Below are 15,987 nucleotides of genomic sequence, written 5' to 3' on the forward strand. Positions count from 1 at the left end.
TCAGCGGCTTGCTGGCTGCGGCCGGCACCGATAGCGCATCGGCCAGGTCTGGCAAATCGGCTTGAAGCCGATGGCCTCCAGAATAGGTCGGCTCATCAAGGACGCGTCCACTGCCATCCACTCAAAGCCCCGCGCACGGGCTTCGTTGAAACGCACATTGAACAAGGCCGAATAGACACCCCGGCCGCGCCAGGCGGGCAGCACCGAGCCGCCGTGCAACTCCGGGAATCTCGAGCCGGGCGGGTAGTCGGTCCAGCCCGTGCCTATGGGCTGACCGTCGGCGTAGGCGCAGAACATGCTCATGTCTTCGGGCTTGTGCAGGCTCGCTGCCAGCTTGGCGCGCAGCCATTCAAAGTCGCGCCCCCAGACTTGGGCCTGCACGGTCAGCACATCATCCAAATCCAGCGGATCAACGATGCGGCGCAGGCTCACGCCGGCAGGCAAGCCTACATTCGCAGAGGCCTTCGCGGGCGTGTTTTCAAGCAAGTGTTCAAGCAAGGGATAGAGCATGAAAAGCTCGGGCTCGTCGGCCACAAAACCCTGCGCTTCGAGCAATTGCTTGAGCGCCGCGGGCTGCTCAAACCCATACAGCTTCCACTCGAAATTTTGCCGTCGAGCTTCAAAGTAGTCGATCTGCTCGCGAATCTGCCCGGCCTCTTGGCCGGCGCTCAAGCGCGAAAAGCACAGCAGCGCTTCGGCGTCGGCGCTGTCACTGTGCGGCAGATAGCGGCGCAGATGCGGCAAGACTTCGAGGCGGAATCCCTCGATGTCATGGTCTTGTCGGTCGGCCCGGTAGGCTTCAAAAAGTTGCTGCTCGTTCGTCATCGCGAGGCCCTTGGTCACCCTATTCATGGGGCTGCCGCCATGTGGCACAGCAGCGCCTTTCTCAATCCTTCTTCCTGAACGCCAGCCACCCCGCCACCGCCGTGAACCCCAGCACCACCAGCGCCAAGATGCTGAAGCCATGCGGATGATCGGACAAGGGAATGCCGCCCACATTCATGCCGAACATGCCGGCCATGATGTTGATGGGCAAGGCCAAGACGGTCACCACGGTCAAGGTAAAAACACTGCGATTGGTTTGCTCGCCCACTTGCGCGACCATTTCTTCTTGCAGGAGCTTGATGCGCTCTTGCAGTGCGGAGAGGTCGCGGATGACCAGCGAGAACTCCTCGGTCGCCTGGCGCAGCTCGTCCAGATCATGGGCCGTGACCCAAGGTGGCGGCAGGCGCAAGAGCCGAAACAGCGCGCCCGGCTCGGGCGCCAGCAAGCGCTGCAAGCGCACCAGCACGCGCCGCAACTTGCCCAGCTCGCCGCGCTTTTGCTGCAAGCGCCCGACCAGCAAACCGTCTTCGATATGGTCCACCTGCAGCGTCGCTTCGCGCACGATGCGCACCAGCACGTCACCCTGGTCATTCATCAAATGGTTCAGCAATTCGACGCTGGAGCTGAAGCGCGCACCGTCCTTGACTGCTTGGCGCAAGCGGTCGATCGAACGCAGCGGATGCACGCGCGCACTGACCAAGACCCGCTCGCTCACATTGACCCACAGCGTGGCGATTTCGGACGGATCAAACGAGAACTCGAAGGCCACATCGTTGACGACGGCGATCAGGTTGTCGGACGCGTCTTCGATGCGGGTCGAGCGCGAGCCTTCACGCAGCGCCTCAAAAAACTCCGGCGGCAGGCTCAAATTGGCCTGCATCCATTTCTCGGCCGTGGTGTCGGTGAGGTTGAAATGCAGCCAGATGAACTCATCGGCGGTCTGCTCAGCCCCCTGCGCCAACCAGCTCAGGGATTCGGCCAAGCCTATGGGCCGGCCGGCCCGCCCGGGAGCCAGCACAAAGCCGCAGATCAAGGCGTTGTCGACAGCGCCAAACACATAATTCATTGCATCCTTCCCCAAAGACCAGCACAGCCCATTGCAGGCCCGTCACAGACTCACCACAGACTCCTGGCGGCCTTATTCGCAAGCCATTGCGGGCCCGATTGTCAGGCAAGTAAAGCGGGCACTTGTGCGGTGCAATAAAAAAAGGGCCGACGCAGCCGCGCCGGCCCTTCCAGAGCTGATTTATCTAACGATCAGCTGCGCTGCATATTGGCTTTGAGCACGCTGCTCAAGGTGTCCAGGCTTTCGGCCAAATGGGCGCGCGTTTCAATCGACAGCCCGCCCTTGCTCGAGGCCGCCCGCAAATCAGACTGCAACTGCACCGCATGGAAGCGCACCATCGCATAAGCATCGGCCAAGAGGCCGGGGCCGCCGCCGCGCGTCAGCACCGCCTGCAAGCGCTTCAGATGCTCGCGCTGCAGATTGCGGCGCATGCCGTCGATCTCGGCGCCGGTCTTGAGTTCGCTCCAAACGGCCGCGTTCAAGGTGCTATAGACCTCGGACAGCGAGACCAAGCCCTTGCGTTCCTTCTCGCCGACAAAGGCCGGCATATCGATCAGGCGGCGCGCGGTATTGGCCGACATCAGCCGGTCCAGCACGGTCGCTTGCACGGCGCCAACGGCGGCCGGAATCGACAGCTGCACGCGCTCCCACTCGTTGTAGTCCAGCGTCTGCGAGGCCAGGAACTCGGGGCGGAAGCGGAAAGAGTTGGCCGACAGCAAGCCGGTCGAGATGAACTTCAAGGCTTCACGCTGACGCGCAGGCTCGACGGCACTGAAGGCCGGACGGCCGGTGCTGCCGGGCAGATCACGCAGCGCGTGCATGCCGCCGACATACTTGCCGGTCAACTCGGCCGAACGGGCCAGTTGCCGGAAGCTCTCGACGATGGAGCGGCGGTCACGCAGCGGGTCGCCGCCGACCACCGGCTTGCGGTCCTGCACGCGCGCCCACAGCTCCTGGCTCAGCGCCAAACGGCGCTTGAAGTAGGCCAGCGGGTCGTCGCCCAGATCGAAGCGATTAGCGTCCGGGTCGAAACCGTCATACGGGCCGCCCACGCCGGCGTCGATGTCATCGGCATAGGCCAGCTGCGGCTCGGTGCTGCGGGCAGCGATTTTGGCCAGATCGGCCACTTCGGTCTCGGCGGGCAAAGGCTTGTAAGCGTATTCAATTGCCCAGTAGTCGTAGGCACCCAGCGTCGTGTTGGTCAGGCTGCCCTGCGGCTCGCCCTTCAGCGACAAGTTGTAGGCGTTGTAGTCCATCACCGAGTTGGAGATGCCGTATCTCTCGGTATAGGCCTTGTCCTGCAACTGCTTCAGGCTGACCGAGGTGGAGGCCTTGAAGTTGTGCTTGAGCCCCAACGTGTGGCCGACCTCATGCGTGATCACGTCCTTGATAACGGCCTGCACAAAGGCCTCGGCCTCGGGGCTGTCGGGCGCCATATCGCCACGGCCTTCCAGCAGATCGAGCGCAAAGCCCATTTCGGCGGCGGACTCATTGGCATAACTGCAATAGTCGGCGGCGCCATGCTGGTGGCCACGACGGTCCAGCGCCAGCGCCGAAACAGCCGGGCTAGCAGGCGAAGCCCCCAGATCATCGTTGATGAAACGGCGCGAACCGCGCGCGAAAACATCGCTCATGCCGATGTCGGCATCCAGAATTTCGCCGGTGCGTGGATCGGCGTGGTTGGGACCAATGGCGAAGCCCACATCGGCGCCCACAAACCAGCGGATCGAGGCGTGGCCGGAGTCCATATTGTCCCAATCGGCATCATCGGGCTGCTGCTTGGCGTGGATGGCGTTCTTGAAACCGATTTTCTCGAAGGCCTTGTTCCACTCCAGGATGCCGGCCTCTACCGCAGCGCGGTACTGGGGCGGGATGTTCTTGTCCAGCCAGTAGGTGATGGGCTGGATCGGCTCGCTCAACTCGGCATTGGCATCTTGCTTTTCCAGGCGCCAGCGCTTAACCATGTGCACGCGCACATTGGCCTTGCTGTCGCTGCCGAAGTCGGAATAAGACTCGCCAAAATGGCCCAGGCGCGGATCCAGTTTGCGCACCGGCATCGGCAGGTCGGGCAGCGCCTGGAAGTTGTAGACGAAGCTGAAGAACATGCTGCGCGGATCGGGCGTGGTCTGCGGCGGTGTGGGCACGGGTGCCGGCGGCGCGACCAGCGGCGGCGCGGGGATGCGCGGCGTGAAGAAGTGCATGCGCGCGGTCAGCGTGCTCAGCTTGGCATCGGCGCGTGAGGCCTCGAAAGAAGAATTGCTGCGGTCCGGTGCATAGGGCAGACGGTAGGCCGCTTCCAGCCTTGTGGACAGGCCGGGGATGTCGGTCAGGAATATGCCGGCATCGACCAAGATCGATTTGGTCTGCGGATGCTCGGCGCTGCCGACTGGGCCGGCCGCCAGCAAGCTCGGCGAGAAGGCTTGGGCTACAGCCAGCTTGCCGCCACCCTCGCCACGGAAAGCGGTGTTCAGTGCCACCAATTGAATCTGGTTGCCGATCCGACGCCACTCGACCATTTGGTCGGCCACCATCTGGCTGGCGTAAAGCCCGCGCTCGCCGATCGCGCTGGCGATATTGACGGTGAACAAAAAGGGCTTGCCAATCATCGCCTTTGGAATCTCGAGCCAGACTTTTTCGTCCTTGCGCCAGATCGGGAACAAGCCGGCCTGCACCTTGGCGTCTTTGCTGACTTCGGCGAAAGGCTTGGGCGCGGCCGGATCGGCCGGAGGCTTGGCGGCTGCATTGGGCGCCGACGCGGCGGAAGCAGGAGCGGCTGCCGCCACAGGGCTGGCTGGGCTGGCGGCCGTTGACGGCGCAGCCGGCGCTGCGCCCTCGGGCGTCGTGGTGGCACAAGCGCTCAGCAAGGCCACGGCCGCAGCCACGGCAGACAGGCTCAAACGGCGGGAAACTAGCGGCGATTCATATGAAGTCATTCAGACCATCCTGGAACATTGCACAAGGCTCACCAACATGGCATGAGCCCGAAAAATCGGCAGCGCCGGCGCCCATCAGTGAGGCACGCTCGGCAAACAAAGTCGGCCACTGTGAACCAGCCGCCGCGCGCCGTCAACGTCGCCGAGCGTGGTTCACACAAAGCGAACCGCCATTCGTCGCATTTAGTCACCAAGCAAAGGGTTTACCCGAAACCGACCGAGCCCCGCACGTGGCCATTTAGACTGCGGCCATGCCTGCCCAACACAAAACCACCCACCTGCTGTATCTGCATGGCTTTCGCTCGTCACCACGCTCGGCCAAGGCAATGCGCATGGCCGAGTGGGTGCGCGCGCACAAGCCCGAGCTGGTGTTCGCCTGCCCGCAGCTGCCGCCCTCACCTGCCGAGGCAATGGCCTTGCTGAAGACCTTGACGGCAGACTGGCCGAGCCAGGGCGGCGCGCTGATGGGTAGCTCATTGGGCGGTTTTTATGCCACCGTGCTGGCCGAGTGGCCGCGCTTTCAAAGCAGCCGGGTCGTGCTCTTGAACCCGGCCGTAGCCCCGGCCCGTGACCTGGAGAGCTATATCGGCGAGCAAAGCTGCTGGCAAGACCCGCTGGAGCGCTTCTTCTTCCGCACGGAATTCATTGCCGAACTGCTAGCGCTGAGCACGCCGGTCACCAGCAGCCCGCAGCGTTTGCTGGCCGTGATCGCCAAGGGTGATGAGTTGCTGGACTGGCGCGAGATGCGCCAGCGCTATCTGGCCTGCCGCATCAAGCTGCTGGAAGGCAGCGACCATGGCTTGTCGGACTTTGACGATTATTTGCCCGAGTTGAGCGATTTTCTGGGTCTGGCCTAATTCAATTCAATGACGGTGTCTTGCGCCTCGGCCACACAGGCCTCGGCCAGACCCGGCCCCCAGCCACGCCGGACCAGCACATGCCGGCCGTTATGGCAAAACTCGATGCGCTGCGCGCCGGCCATGGTTTGCTGCACAAAGCCTTCGATCGAAGCCGGCATGCTGACGAGGTAGCGGGCCGCTGCCAGGTCGTCGGCCGGATGATCATCGTTATGCACCCAGGGGATAAAGGCGGCTGCACCCCATAGCAGCGGTGTGAAGCCGATGTCGAAAAGCGCGGGCCGGTAGCCCTGCGCCTTCAACCAGGCCTGCGCCTGCGGGCGAACATCTTCGACCGCGCCCTGCCCCAAATTGCCCAAGCTGGCCGCCAACAACTCCGCCACCCATTGGTTGCAGTTTTGATAGCGTGTGCTGAAAGCGTAGGCATTGGCGCTGTAATTGGGCGCCAGCAGCTGCAAGGCGCTGCGCTTGTCCAGCGCGGCGCGCTCTATCGCTGCGGCTTCGGCAGGCGGGAACAGCACCACCGACAAGAACCCCAGCTCGGCCTGATTGGCCCCGATCAAGAAACCAGCCAGGCCTTGGTCGTAGAGCTTGGGGGCCGCTTCATCGCATACGTAGTAAAGCTGGCGCACCGACCAAGGCGTGTTGTCGCTGTCCCGCAATGCCAAACCGGCGTGCGAATAGCGCATCTCGAAGCGACTCAGGTCGGTGCCGGCGCGCGACACCAGCGCGACGCCCTGCCCGCTGCGTTCCAGCTCGTCTTTGACGATGGCAATGAAGCGCAGCTGCTTGTCTTGCTGGCTGGCGTTGAGCTGCTTGGGCTGCTCGCAAAAGCGCAAGCCCCCGGCCTGCGCTGCGCTGCAGCCGACCAGCAGCAGCGCCAGCAGTCCAAGGGCCCGATTCAAAGCACGACGGCCCTGCTATCGAGTTCCCGGTACCACTCATCGCTCAACACCAGGAAGAAAGCCTGCTGGGTCTGGTGATTGGCAAACTCAAGGCCGTAAGCATGTTGGCGCGCCGTCACGAGCTGACCCGCCACGAGCTGGCTTTTCTCGAAGGCCGGCTCAGGCAGCACCAAGTAGAAGTCATCGGCAGCCGCTTGCAAGTGCACGCGCACCATGCCGGGCCGGTCAGCGGCGGCCGCCACGTCGATGATTTTGTAGTTGCCGGCCGCGACCTTGTCACCCTTGGTCGACGAGCCACTGGACGCCTCCAAAGATTTGGAGCCACTGCTGGCTGCGCTGCTGGCACCCTCGGAGGCAGAGGAAGCGGTCGAGCTGGCGGCCAAGGCCGAGAGAGACAGGCTCAGCAGCAGCGCGGCAGCCAAAGACTGTTTAAGTACAAAGCTTGTATTCATATTGAGACGTCCCGGAATCGGCGTACCTGGTGGCGAAGTTGGCCGCCATGGTAGCAAGGCTTTGCGGCAGCTCAGCCTTGCTACCCCCTGCCGAATGCCGTGGTCCATCAGCACCATAAGGTCACACAGCGCCCCTACAGTCGCCGCGATCCGAGCCTGCTTGCCAGCACCGTTCGGATCAAGCAAGCGGCATCTTCCGCAACGCCCGCAAGTCTTCCCCCACTCGCGGCGCCAAACAAGCACAAGGACAGTCCATCATGGGTCGCCCCTCCATCATCAAGCCCGTTCGCGTCGGCAGCAGCCGCCGCGCTTTCTTCAAGAGCTCTGGCTCGGCCGCTGCTGCCTTGGTGGCCGCGCCCTTGCTGCCTTTGGCCGGCACGGCTGAAGCGGTCGCCATCAGCAGCAACTTCCAGCATGGCGTGGCCAGCGGTGACCCGCTGTCCGACCGCGTGATCCTGTGGACCCGCGTCACCCCGACCAATGGCCGCAGCGCGCAAGTGGTCGATTATTCAATCGCCAAGGACCCGGCCTTCACGCAAATCGTGTCCAGCGGCCGCAGCAAGGCGATTCTGGAGCGCGACTTCACGGTCAAGATCGACGCACTGGGTCTGAGCCCCAACACGACGTATTACTACCGCTTCTCGGTTGACGGCGTGATCTCGCCCATCGGCCGCACCAAGACGCTGCCGGTCGGCGGCGTCAGCAATTTGCGCATGGCCGTGGTCAGCTGCTCCAACCATGCCTATGGCTACTTCAATGCCTACCGCCGCATCGCCGAGCGGGCCGATCTGGACATGGTCGTGCACCTGGGTGACTACATCTACGAATACGGCGCCGGCCAATATGGCAATGTGCGCACGCCCGAGCCGACCAACGAGATCGTCACGCTGGCCGACTACCGCATGCGCCATGCCCAGTACAAGCGCGACCCGGACTCCCAAGCCATGCACCGCCAGCATCCTTTGGTTGCGATTTGGGACGACCATGAGACCGCCAACAACGCCTATGTCGACGGCGCCGAGAACCATCAGGCCAGCGAAGGCGCTTGGGCCGCCCGTGTCGGCGCGGCTTTGCAAGCCTACTACGAGTGGATGCCGGTGCGCGTGGTCGACCCAGCCAAGCCGCGCAACAACGCGCGCAGCTATGCCTTCGGCAACCTGGTCGACCTGATCATGCTGGAAGAGCGCCTGAATGGCCGTTCGGCCCAGCTGGGCACGAATATCGGCAACGCCAGCGGCTACTTCATTCAAGCCGGTGCCTATCTGGACCCGGCCCGCCAACTGCTCGGCGCCAGCGAAGAAGCCTGGCTGTTCAACAAGCTGCGCAGCAGCACCGCCAAGTGGAAGTTCCTCGGCCAAGGCGTGATGTTCGCCCAGGTCAAGGTGCAAGGCGCGCCGAATTCGGCCGGCGGCGGCGTGTTCTTCAACTCCGACGCCTGGGACGGCTACCAGCCCGCCCGCGACCGCGTCTACGACGTGCTCAAGGGCAACAGCAGCCTTGGCCAGGCCCCGGTCAACAACGTCGTGATCCTGACGGGCGACATCCACAGCAGCTGGGCGGCCGATCTGAGCCAGGACCCGAACAATGCCAACGTGGCTACCGGCGGCTACGACAAGGTCACGGGCCAAGGCTCGCGCGCGGTCGAATTCGTCGGCACTTCGATCTCTTCGCCCGGCGTGGACAACCCAGCGCAAGCAGCCGGCACCATCGCAGCGCTGGCACCGGCCAACCCGCACCTGAAGTACATCAACCTCGACAAGCGCGGCTATATGTTGATCGACGCCGACGCCACTCGCTGCGTGTGCGAGTGGTGGTATGTCGACACCGTCGCCAGCGTCAGCAATGTGCAGACCTTTGCCACCGCCTTCCAGGTGGTGGACGGCGCCAACCGCCTGACACCCGCCGCTCAAACACCGAACCGGGCCAACCCGCCTGCGCTGGCGCCTTGACCTCACGAATTGGAATCAAAACCATGAAGATCTCAAAATCATTCGCCCGACTCGCCCTGAGCAGCGCGCTGCTCGCAGCCGCCGCTGTGTCATCCGCCCAAGCAGCCGACTTCGGCTTCTCCGGCAACGCCGTCTACAACACCGACGTGGTGCGCATCAGCTTCAGCCTGGACGCCGACAGTGCAGACTTCAAGGCCTGGACTGACTCTTGGGCCGCCGGCCTGAACTTCGACCCGGTCTTGCAACTCTGGGCCCAATCGGGCAACGACTACAGCCTGATCACCGAGGTGGACGACAACGACCAGATCGGCCCCGGCCAAGGCTCGCTCGACGCCGGCATCCAGCAGGCCGGTCTGAGCAAGGGTCAATATCTGCTCACGCTCAGCGCCGCCGACAACTACGCCAAGGGCCAAATGCTGTCGGCCGGCTTTACGCTGGACGGCAGCACGCCTGTGGCCATTGCCGACTGGACGCAAAGCAGCAGCAACCCCAACTTCCCCGACCAAAAGGGCGGCCTGTGGAGCGTCAAGCTGAATTCGGTGGACCAAGCTGCCGTGGTGCCCGAGCCCGCCAGCTGGGCTTTGATGGGCCTGGGCTTGGTCGGCCTGCTGAGCTTGAGCCAGCGCCGTCAGCGCAAAGCTTGAGTTAGCAAGCAGGCAAGCAAGAAGGCAAGCCCACCGAGCGGGGCTGCGACCGAAACGGGTCGCAGCCCCGTTCTTTTTGATCCAGCTCAAGCGAAGCAGCAGCAAGTCCAGGGGCCAGCCGCAGCGTCACGCGCCTGACATGAAGCAAATCCAAGCTATCGCTTCATGTCCTTTGGAGCAAGCCGCCCATGAACGCCCCCGACCTCTTGCGCAGCGACTGGATGCGCAACCGCACCTATGACGAGCTGGCTCTGGGCCAGAGCGCTCGGCTGGTGCGCACGCTCAAACACAGCGATATCCAGGCTTTTGCCCTCGTTTCGGGCGATGTCAATCCGGCCCATCTCGACGCCGAGTACGCCGAGAGCACGCGCTTTCACGGCGTGATCGCGCATGGCATGTGGGGCGGCGCTTTGATCTCCTCGGTACTGGGCAATGAGTTCCCCGGCCCCGGCACCATCTATATGGAGCAGACGCTGCGCTTCTCGCGTCCGGTGCACATTGGTGACACCTTGACCATTGTGCTGACCGTGCTGGAGAAGAACGACGACAGCGGCGTCGTCAAACTCGGTTGCGAAGCCGATAACCAAAAAGGCCAGACCGTCATCAGCGGCCTGGCCACCGTGCTGGCCCCGCGCACGCGCATCGAGCGGCCGCGCCCGGCCTTGCCCGAGATGCATTTTCTGTTCGATGCCGAAGCGCGCATGAACGCTTGGCTGAATCAGATTAAGCTGGCCACGCCGCTGCGCTGCGCGGTGGTGCACCCTTGCAGCGAAGACGCCTTGCGCGCCGCATTGCTGGGTGCCGAGCGCGGCCTGATAGCGCCCACCTTGATCGGGCCCGAGCAGCGCATACGCGCGCTGGCCGAGCAGCTCGGGCTGGATCTGCACGGTTGCCAATTCAAGCCCACGGCGCACAGCCATGCTGCCGCCCAACAGGCCTGTGCGATGGCGGCCTCGGGCCAGCTGGACATGCTGGCGCAAGGCAGCTTGAGCGGCGACGAGCTGCTGGCGGCGGTCCAGGCGACACCTGCGCTGCACGCCGGCCAGCGACTGGCGCATGTTTACCGATTCGACATACCCAGCTATGCCAAGCCGCTGTTCATGAGCGACGCGGGCATCAATATCCGTCCCGATCTGGACGCCAAGGCCGACATCCTGCGTCTGGCGATAGGCCTGGCGAAAGCGGCGGGTGTGCCCTGCCCCAAGGTCGCCTTGCTGTCGGCGGTGGAGACCATCACCGAGCGCATCACTTCAACACTGGACGCAGCAGCGCTGTGCAAGATGGCGCAGCGCGGCCAGATCGAGGGCGCGATTCTGGACGGTCCCTTGGCCTTTGACAGCGCCGTCAATCTGGAAGCGGCGCGCCTGCAGGGACTGAACTCGCCGGTGGCCGGCGACGCCGACATCCTGCTCGCACCCGACCTGGAATCGGGCAGCCTCTTGGCCAAGTTGCTCGAATACATGGCCGGTGCGGCCAGCTGCGGCGTCGTGCTGGGTGCGCGCGTGCCCGTGGCGATGAGCGGGCGCACGGACAGCTTGCGCACGCGGCTGGGGTCGGTGGGCTTGGCGGTGCTGGCGGCGCGCGCCACCAAGGACTAGCTCAAGTTCTTAGCGGGCTGAAGTCAAAGTGGGCTAGACAACAAGGCTGGAAACCCTGAACATAACGTCCAAACAATGTGGCAATATATGCTGCACACATCAAAACGCTTGCGTTGATGGCTATTGCGCCTGACACAGAACTGGTTCCAATGGTCCTCGCTGCCCGCAAGCCCACCCACGTAGCGGCGCTGCGCTGACAAGCTGTCCTTGTCTGTTCTGGTTTGCCACAAAAGGAATGTCATGCACCGTCTGATTTTTTCAGCCGCAGGGCTGTCAATTCTTTTTGCAGGCTGCACCACTGCGCCAGGCCTAGAGCCTGTCAGGCCAGAACCTGATTACGTACGTAACAGCGTTGAATGCGACGAATTGGGAAGTCCCGATCTTCCGGAGTCATTTAAGTTGGACTCTATGCCGTATGGTTGGGCGCTGGTTCGAATCGACGTTGAGCGCGGCGTTGTAATCAGCGTTGAAATTCTGGACGCCAGTCCAAGGAAAGTTGTAGAGGCCCCGACGACAGCCCTTTTCCAGAGCGTGCATTTTCCTTCGCTAAAGTCAGCTCGTGAATGCTTTTGGATCCACAGTCGTTCAATCACGCCTGGAAGCGATTGATCAACAGGACCGTTAGCGGCAAGAGTCGCAAGGCGTTGTCTATGCAAAGCCATGACATCGCCATCCCTCCGCTCCGCTCCACATCAATGGCGAGCACATTTGCCTTTTAGCGCCGGCTTGGCTTCGACTGCGCAGTCGTTTCGCCATCCGACGACTACGCGATTGCTGACCGTGGCTCGCTCGAGGTTCACTTCCTTCTACACGAGTCCCTGATTCCCGAAGAATCGTCCTTTGGCTGCTAATTCAGGGTTCTAAACGTTGATGCGCTTTATGCCGAGTTTGCCAAGGCCGGCTTACCTAAGCATGGCATTCCGCGCATGACAGCGCTGGAAGACAAGCCCTGGGACAAGCGCGAGTTTGCCGTCATTGATGAAGACGGCTCACTGATTCGGATCGGGCAAGAGTTGTAAATACATAAGGCTCTTGCCTGGTCGTTCTCAAGCCGCTTCCGCCACTTCCTGCCTGAGTTCAGCCAACTCGGCCAGCAGCTCCGCCGGGCAGGACCACTCGGTCTGCACCTGGCCGGCATAGATACAAGCTTCATTGCCATCCAGGCTGAGCCAATCGCCCTCAACCAAGCGCGTCTCGCCGATGCGGATCTCGCGCCGCGCTTCGTCGACGGTCAAGCCCTCGCACGCGACCAGACAAACCTTGCCCATCTGGCGCGCCACCACCGCCGCATGCGAGGTGCGCGCGCCGTTCTGCGTCAACAGACCCAGCGTCAACTCCAAGGCTGCGCTGTCGCTGGTCTCGGCATCGCGGCGCACCAGAATTGCCGGCAAGCCCGCCGATTGGGCAGCACGCGCGCCCGCTTCGTCCAGCACGATCTGCCCCATCGCCACGCCGCTGCTGGCCGCCTGAGCGCGGGCCAAGGGCTGCAGCGGCTGACCTTCCGGGCTGACCACAAGGCTGACGCGCAAGCGCTCGGCGTCCAGCCCTTCGCAACGCCGCCGCGCCGTTGCGATATCAATCACGCCCTCGCTCAGCAGATCGAGCGCAATGCGCGCCTGGGCCTGCGGCGTGCGCTTGCCGTCACGTGTTTGCAGCAGGTACAAACGGCCATCCTGCACGGTGAACTCGAAGTCCTGCATATCGCCCATCTCGCGCTCCAGCCGCGTGCAAGCCTGCTGCAGCTCGGCCCAGACCTGCGGCAAGACCTGCTGCAACTGCTCATGCCCCTGCGCGCTGCGCCGGCCGGACACCACATCTTCGCCCTGCGCATTGAACAAAAAATCCACCCACAGCGTGGCCTCGCCGCTACGCGGGTCGCGCGTGAAGCCGACCCCGGCACCTGAGCGTGCGCCGGCATTGCCGAACACCATGGCCTGCACCGTCACCGCCGTGCCTATCGTGTCTTTGATGCCGTGGGCGGCGCGGTAACTGCAAGCCTTGGCGGACTGCCAGGAATCGAACACGGCAGCGATGGCCTGCTGCAATTGCGCTTCAGCCGCCTGCGGGAAAGGCCGGCCGGCGGCCTGCGCAAACAGCTGCAAATAGCGCCGGCTCAGTCCCCGCAGCTCGGCAAAGTCGAGCAGGCGCTCGTCGCGCCCGGCACAGAGCAGCGTCAATTCATCTTCGAACAAGGCGGCCGGCAGCCCCGCCACCACCTCGCCAAAGCTGGCGATCAGGCGGCGATAGGCATCCCAGGCCAGGCGCGGGTTGCCCGTCTGGCGGATCAGGCCCTGCACGGTCTCGTCGTTCAGGCCGATATTGAGCAGGGTTTCCATCATGCCGGGCATGGACACCGGTGCGCCGGAGCGCACCGACAGCAGCAAGGGCCGGGCCGCACACCCAAAGCGCAGGCCCGCGCTGGCAGCTTCCAGGGCTTGCAAGGCCGGCGCCCAAACTTCAGGCTGCGCAGCCTCGGCCCGCAGATCAGCATCGGCGCAAAAGCGCGTGCCCAGGACAAAAGCCGGTGGCACCGGCAAGCCCAGCTCGGCCATGCGTAGCAGATTGAAGGCCTTGAAGCCCAAGCGCTGCGGGCTGGTCTGAGCGACCGTCGTCTGGCCTGGGCAGCCAATCAAGAACAATTCGGCGTTCGTGCCGACTTTCATTGCGGCATTCATGCGCCCACCTCGGTCTTGCTGAACACCAGCTCGCGCAAGGCATAGGCCGCGTTCAGCAGCCGGTCGGACGCGAACTCCAGCTGATTGGCCAGGTCATTGACCAGCATCAGCGCGGCCGCGTTGCTCACCTCGGCCGCCATGCAGCGCTTGGCCGCGCGCAGCAGTTCATCACATTGGCGCTCGGCGCGCAGCACCTGCCATGTCGCCGCCACAAACTCATCATGCTCGGCGGCCTCGCTGGCCCCGTTCAGGCCGCGCGCCACCGCCACAGCCTTGACCTGCTCTTGCGTTGCATGCAGCACCGCCTGCGCCAGCTGCGACAGCAAGTCGCGCAACTCGCGGTTCCAGCCCTGGTGGTGATGCTCGGCAATCAGGCTGAGTAAAAACGCGCATTCCTCCAGCGCATCGGCCGCGTCGTCAGCCGTCTCCAGCAGGCGCGCAAACTGGCCCCAGCGTGGCTGGCGGCGCGCCCGCTCGCGCGCTTGCATCACCAGATGATCGGCCTGGCGCTCCCAGGCCTTGGCGCGCTGCGCCAGCTTGGCCGCCGCGTCTTTGTCTTGCTCCCAGCCATGGGCCAGAGCCTGGCTGATGGCTTCGGCCAAGGTCTGGCAATAGGCGGCATGCTCGGCCAGCAAATCGAACTCCGGCGCACGCTTTTGCAATTGGCGCGCCAGCAGCAAACGGGTTTCATCGGCCACCAAGGCAACCGGCTGCTGCTGCAACATCGCCGTTGACGACAGGCGCAAAACTTCGACCAAAAAGGCCTGTGCGCCGGCCTGGCCTAACACCTCATCCAGCCGGTCACCGATGCGAAATGCATCCGCACCCAAGGCCTGCATGGCCTCGAACAACATGCGCTCGGCGCCGGCCTTCAGCCAGGCCATATGGCCGATCTCCAGCTTGGCGGCCTCGGCCAGGACGGCGATCGCCTCGCGTTTGCCGACGAAGTTCAGCAGCCGCTTGCGGGCGCGATTCCAGTCGATCAAGAAGACGATGCGCGAGGCCACACCTTCCAGCATCCACAGCAGCTGCGCCTCGTCTGTAGCCTCGAAGCGCGCCGTGCCGAGTTGATAGGCCTCGCCCCGGTTCAGCCCGGCCGAAACCCGCGCCTCGGGTGAAGACCATTGCGCGCCATAGGCGGCCAGCAGGGCCTGAAAGAACTCGAAGCGGCTGCTGTGCAGATCGGAATAGGTCAGGCTGATCGTCAGCCCTTGCACCTGCAGCACCAGCACATGGGCGTCATTGGTGCCGATGTCGTTCTGGATCAAGAGTCGCTCGCCATCGCGCGTGGCGGCGGTATCCAGGCCCGGGTGCTCGAACTTCAGCGCGGCGGTGCGCTGCAGGCCGCGCATGAAAGCGGCGACACGCGGCCGGTCGCTGTCCTGCAACTGCCACACATGAGCGCCGTCTATGACTTCGCTGGCCAGGCTGGCGGCCAAATGGTTGAGCTGCTTGTGCAGGTCCATCACCAGCAGGTGCAGGCTGTCATCCGCAGGCTCACCATGCTTGGCACGATGGCCGTGGCTCAAGGCTCGCAGCAAGGTGGGACTGAGCAGTTCTTCCTCATGCAGGCCTTCCAGCTTGCTCGCCCAAAAGGCGAGCCGCTCGCGGGTGCGCTGATCGGTTTCGGTCTGCAAGAGCGGGCGCGCCATCAGGGTCAGGTCTTGCGCGAGTTGCGTGGCCAGCTGCGGCAGCTGCGGCAAGAGCACGTCCTCGCCGTCGCGGCTGGCCTGCGCCGGCATCTCACGCAGCCAGGCGGCGTCAAGACCTGCGGCGGCCATTTCACTGCGCAGATCGGGCAGCGACTTGGCGGGGGCCATGGCGTGATCGGCGGCGGCTTGCAGAACCGTCAGGCACAGCTTCAAGCGGTCATTGGCGAGCAAAGCGGTCTTGACCCACGCGGGCAGCAAGAGGCTGTGTTGGCCCAGCGAGGCGACGGCGTCGGACTTTTCCATGATGATGAGGCGCCGGGGCAAAGCGGCGATAGAAACAATGCCTGGCAGTATGTTCAGCGCGCCGTGACAGCATGGTTACAAAGCTCGGCAAACGCTAGGCAAGATGGCGCGGGATTGATCTGGCTCAA

The 15,987-nt window shown here is 63.7% G+C and carries 11 protein-coding genes and 1 pseudogene; 5 read left to right on the forward strand and 7 right to left on the reverse strand.

Features of this window, described 5'->3' with window-relative positions:
* The 3 genes from LNV09_RS14115 to LNV09_RS14125 all read right to left on the reverse strand — a co-directional run bounded on the left by LNV09_RS14115 (position 1) and on the right by LNV09_RS14125 (position 4,824).
* Positions 1-852: a GNAT family N-acetyltransferase gene (locus tag LNV09_RS14115; protein WP_263557707.1), complete on the reverse strand. Its 852-nt coding sequence runs from the start codon at positions 850-852 to the stop codon at positions 1-3.
* 34 nt (positions 853-886) lie between these two features.
* A complete protein-coding gene (locus LNV09_RS14120) occupies positions 887-1,891 on the reverse strand; it encodes a transporter (RefSeq protein ID WP_263557708.1) in 1,005 nt (334 codons plus the stop codon).
* Between the two features lie 191 nt (positions 1,892-2,082).
* Positions 2,083-4,824, reverse strand: coding sequence for a zinc-dependent metalloprotease (locus LNV09_RS14125; protein ID WP_263557709.1), 2,742 nt, complete (start codon positions 4,822-4,824; stop codon positions 2,083-2,085).
* Between the two features lie 251 nt (positions 4,825-5,075).
* Between LNV09_RS14125 and LNV09_RS14130 the strand changes: the two genes are divergently transcribed.
* Positions 5,076-5,681, forward strand: coding sequence for a YqiA/YcfP family alpha/beta fold hydrolase (locus tag LNV09_RS14130; RefSeq protein ID WP_263557710.1), 606 nt, complete (start codon positions 5,076-5,078; stop codon positions 5,679-5,681).
* On the opposite strand, the gene LNV09_RS14135 is transcribed toward LNV09_RS14130, so the two are convergent.
* Both LNV09_RS14135 and LNV09_RS14140 read right to left on the reverse strand, forming a co-directional pair.
* On the reverse strand, positions 5,678-6,586 hold the full coding sequence (locus LNV09_RS14135; RefSeq protein WP_263557711.1) for a DUF2145 domain-containing protein: 909 nt from the start codon (positions 6,584-6,586) through the stop codon (positions 5,678-5,680). The two genes, LNV09_RS14130 and LNV09_RS14135, sit on opposite strands and share 4 nt — an antisense overlap.
* A complete protein-coding gene (locus tag LNV09_RS14140) occupies positions 6,583-7,038 on the reverse strand; it encodes a hypothetical protein (RefSeq protein WP_263557712.1) in 456 nt (151 codons plus the stop codon). The genes LNV09_RS14135 and LNV09_RS14140 overlap by 4 nt, the downstream gene beginning before the upstream one ends.
* A 257-nt stretch (positions 7,039-7,295) precedes the next feature.
* On the opposite strand from LNV09_RS14140, the gene LNV09_RS14145 reads away from it, so the two are divergent.
* The 4 genes and pseudogenes from LNV09_RS14145 to LNV09_RS24860 all read left to right on the forward strand — a co-directional run.
* Positions 7,296-8,987, forward strand: a complete 1,692-nt coding sequence (locus LNV09_RS14145) for an alkaline phosphatase D family protein (protein WP_263557713.1) — start codon at positions 7,296-7,298, stop codon at positions 8,985-8,987.
* Positions 8,988-9,010: 23 nt separating this feature from the next.
* On the forward strand, positions 9,011-9,631 hold the full coding sequence (locus LNV09_RS14150) for a DVUA0089 family protein (RefSeq protein WP_263557714.1): 621 nt from the start codon (positions 9,011-9,013) through the stop codon (positions 9,629-9,631).
* Positions 9,632-9,819: 188 nt separating this feature from the next.
* The gene (locus LNV09_RS14155; RefSeq protein ID WP_263557715.1) at positions 9,820-11,229 is read left to right on the forward strand and encodes a bifunctional enoyl-CoA hydratase/phosphate acetyltransferase; all 1,410 of its coding nucleotides are present in this window, start codon (positions 9,820-9,822) and stop codon (positions 11,227-11,229) included.
* A gap of 872 nt (positions 11,230-12,101) precedes the next feature.
* A pseudogene (locus tag LNV09_RS24860) lies at positions 12,102-12,248 on the forward strand (DUF8817 family protein); the annotation flags it as partial.
* Between the two features lie 27 nt (positions 12,249-12,275).
* Here LNV09_RS24860 and LNV09_RS14160 read toward each other — a convergent pair.
* Positions 12,276-13,892, reverse strand: coding sequence for a PEP/pyruvate-binding domain-containing protein (locus tag LNV09_RS14160; protein ID WP_263557716.1), 1,617 nt, complete (start codon positions 13,890-13,892; stop codon positions 12,276-12,278).
* Between the two features lie 8 nt (positions 13,893-13,900).
* Complete coding sequence (locus LNV09_RS14165) at positions 13,901-15,859, reverse strand: DUF47 domain-containing protein (protein ID WP_263557717.1); 1,959 nt, start codon at positions 15,857-15,859, stop codon at positions 13,901-13,903.
* Positions 15,860-15,987 lie beyond the last annotated feature (128 nt).

Origin of the sequence: Paucibacter sp. B2R-40 (genome assembly GCF_025717555.1) — a bacterium.
Taxonomy (GTDB): Bacteria; Pseudomonadota; Gammaproteobacteria; order Burkholderiales; family Burkholderiaceae_C; genus Paucibacter_A.

Coding starts and splice junctions, on each gene's coding strand:
- LNV09_RS14125 (WP_263557709.1), bottom strand. CDS start 4,824: ATGACTTCATATGAATCGCCGCTAGTTTCCCGCCGTTTGAGCCTGTCT.
- LNV09_RS14155 (WP_263557715.1), top strand. CDS start 9,820: ATGAACGCCCCCGACCTCTTGCGCAGCGACTGGATGCGCAACCGCACC.
- LNV09_RS14150 (WP_263557714.1), top strand. CDS start 9,011: ATGAAGATCTCAAAATCATTCGCCCGACTCGCCCTGAGCAGCGCGCTG.
- LNV09_RS14115 (WP_263557707.1), bottom strand. CDS start 852: ATGAATAGGGTGACCAAGGGCCTCGCGATGACGAACGAGCAGCAACTT.
- LNV09_RS14120 (WP_263557708.1), bottom strand. CDS start 1,891: ATGAATTATGTGTTTGGCGCTGTCGACAACGCCTTGATCTGCGGCTTT.
- LNV09_RS14165 (WP_263557717.1), bottom strand. CDS start 15,859: ATGGAAAAGTCCGACGCCGTCGCCTCGCTGGGCCAACACAGCCTCTTG.
- LNV09_RS14145 (WP_263557713.1), top strand. CDS start 7,296: ATGGGTCGCCCCTCCATCATCAAGCCCGTTCGCGTCGGCAGCAGCCGC.
- LNV09_RS14160 (WP_263557716.1), bottom strand. CDS start 13,892: ATGAAAGTCGGCACGAACGCCGAATTGTTCTTGATTGGCTGCCCAGGC.
- LNV09_RS14130 (WP_263557710.1), top strand. CDS start 5,076: ATGCCTGCCCAACACAAAACCACCCACCTGCTGTATCTGCATGGCTTT.
- LNV09_RS14140 (WP_263557712.1), bottom strand. CDS start 7,038: ATGAATACAAGCTTTGTACTTAAACAGTCTTTGGCTGCCGCGCTGCTG.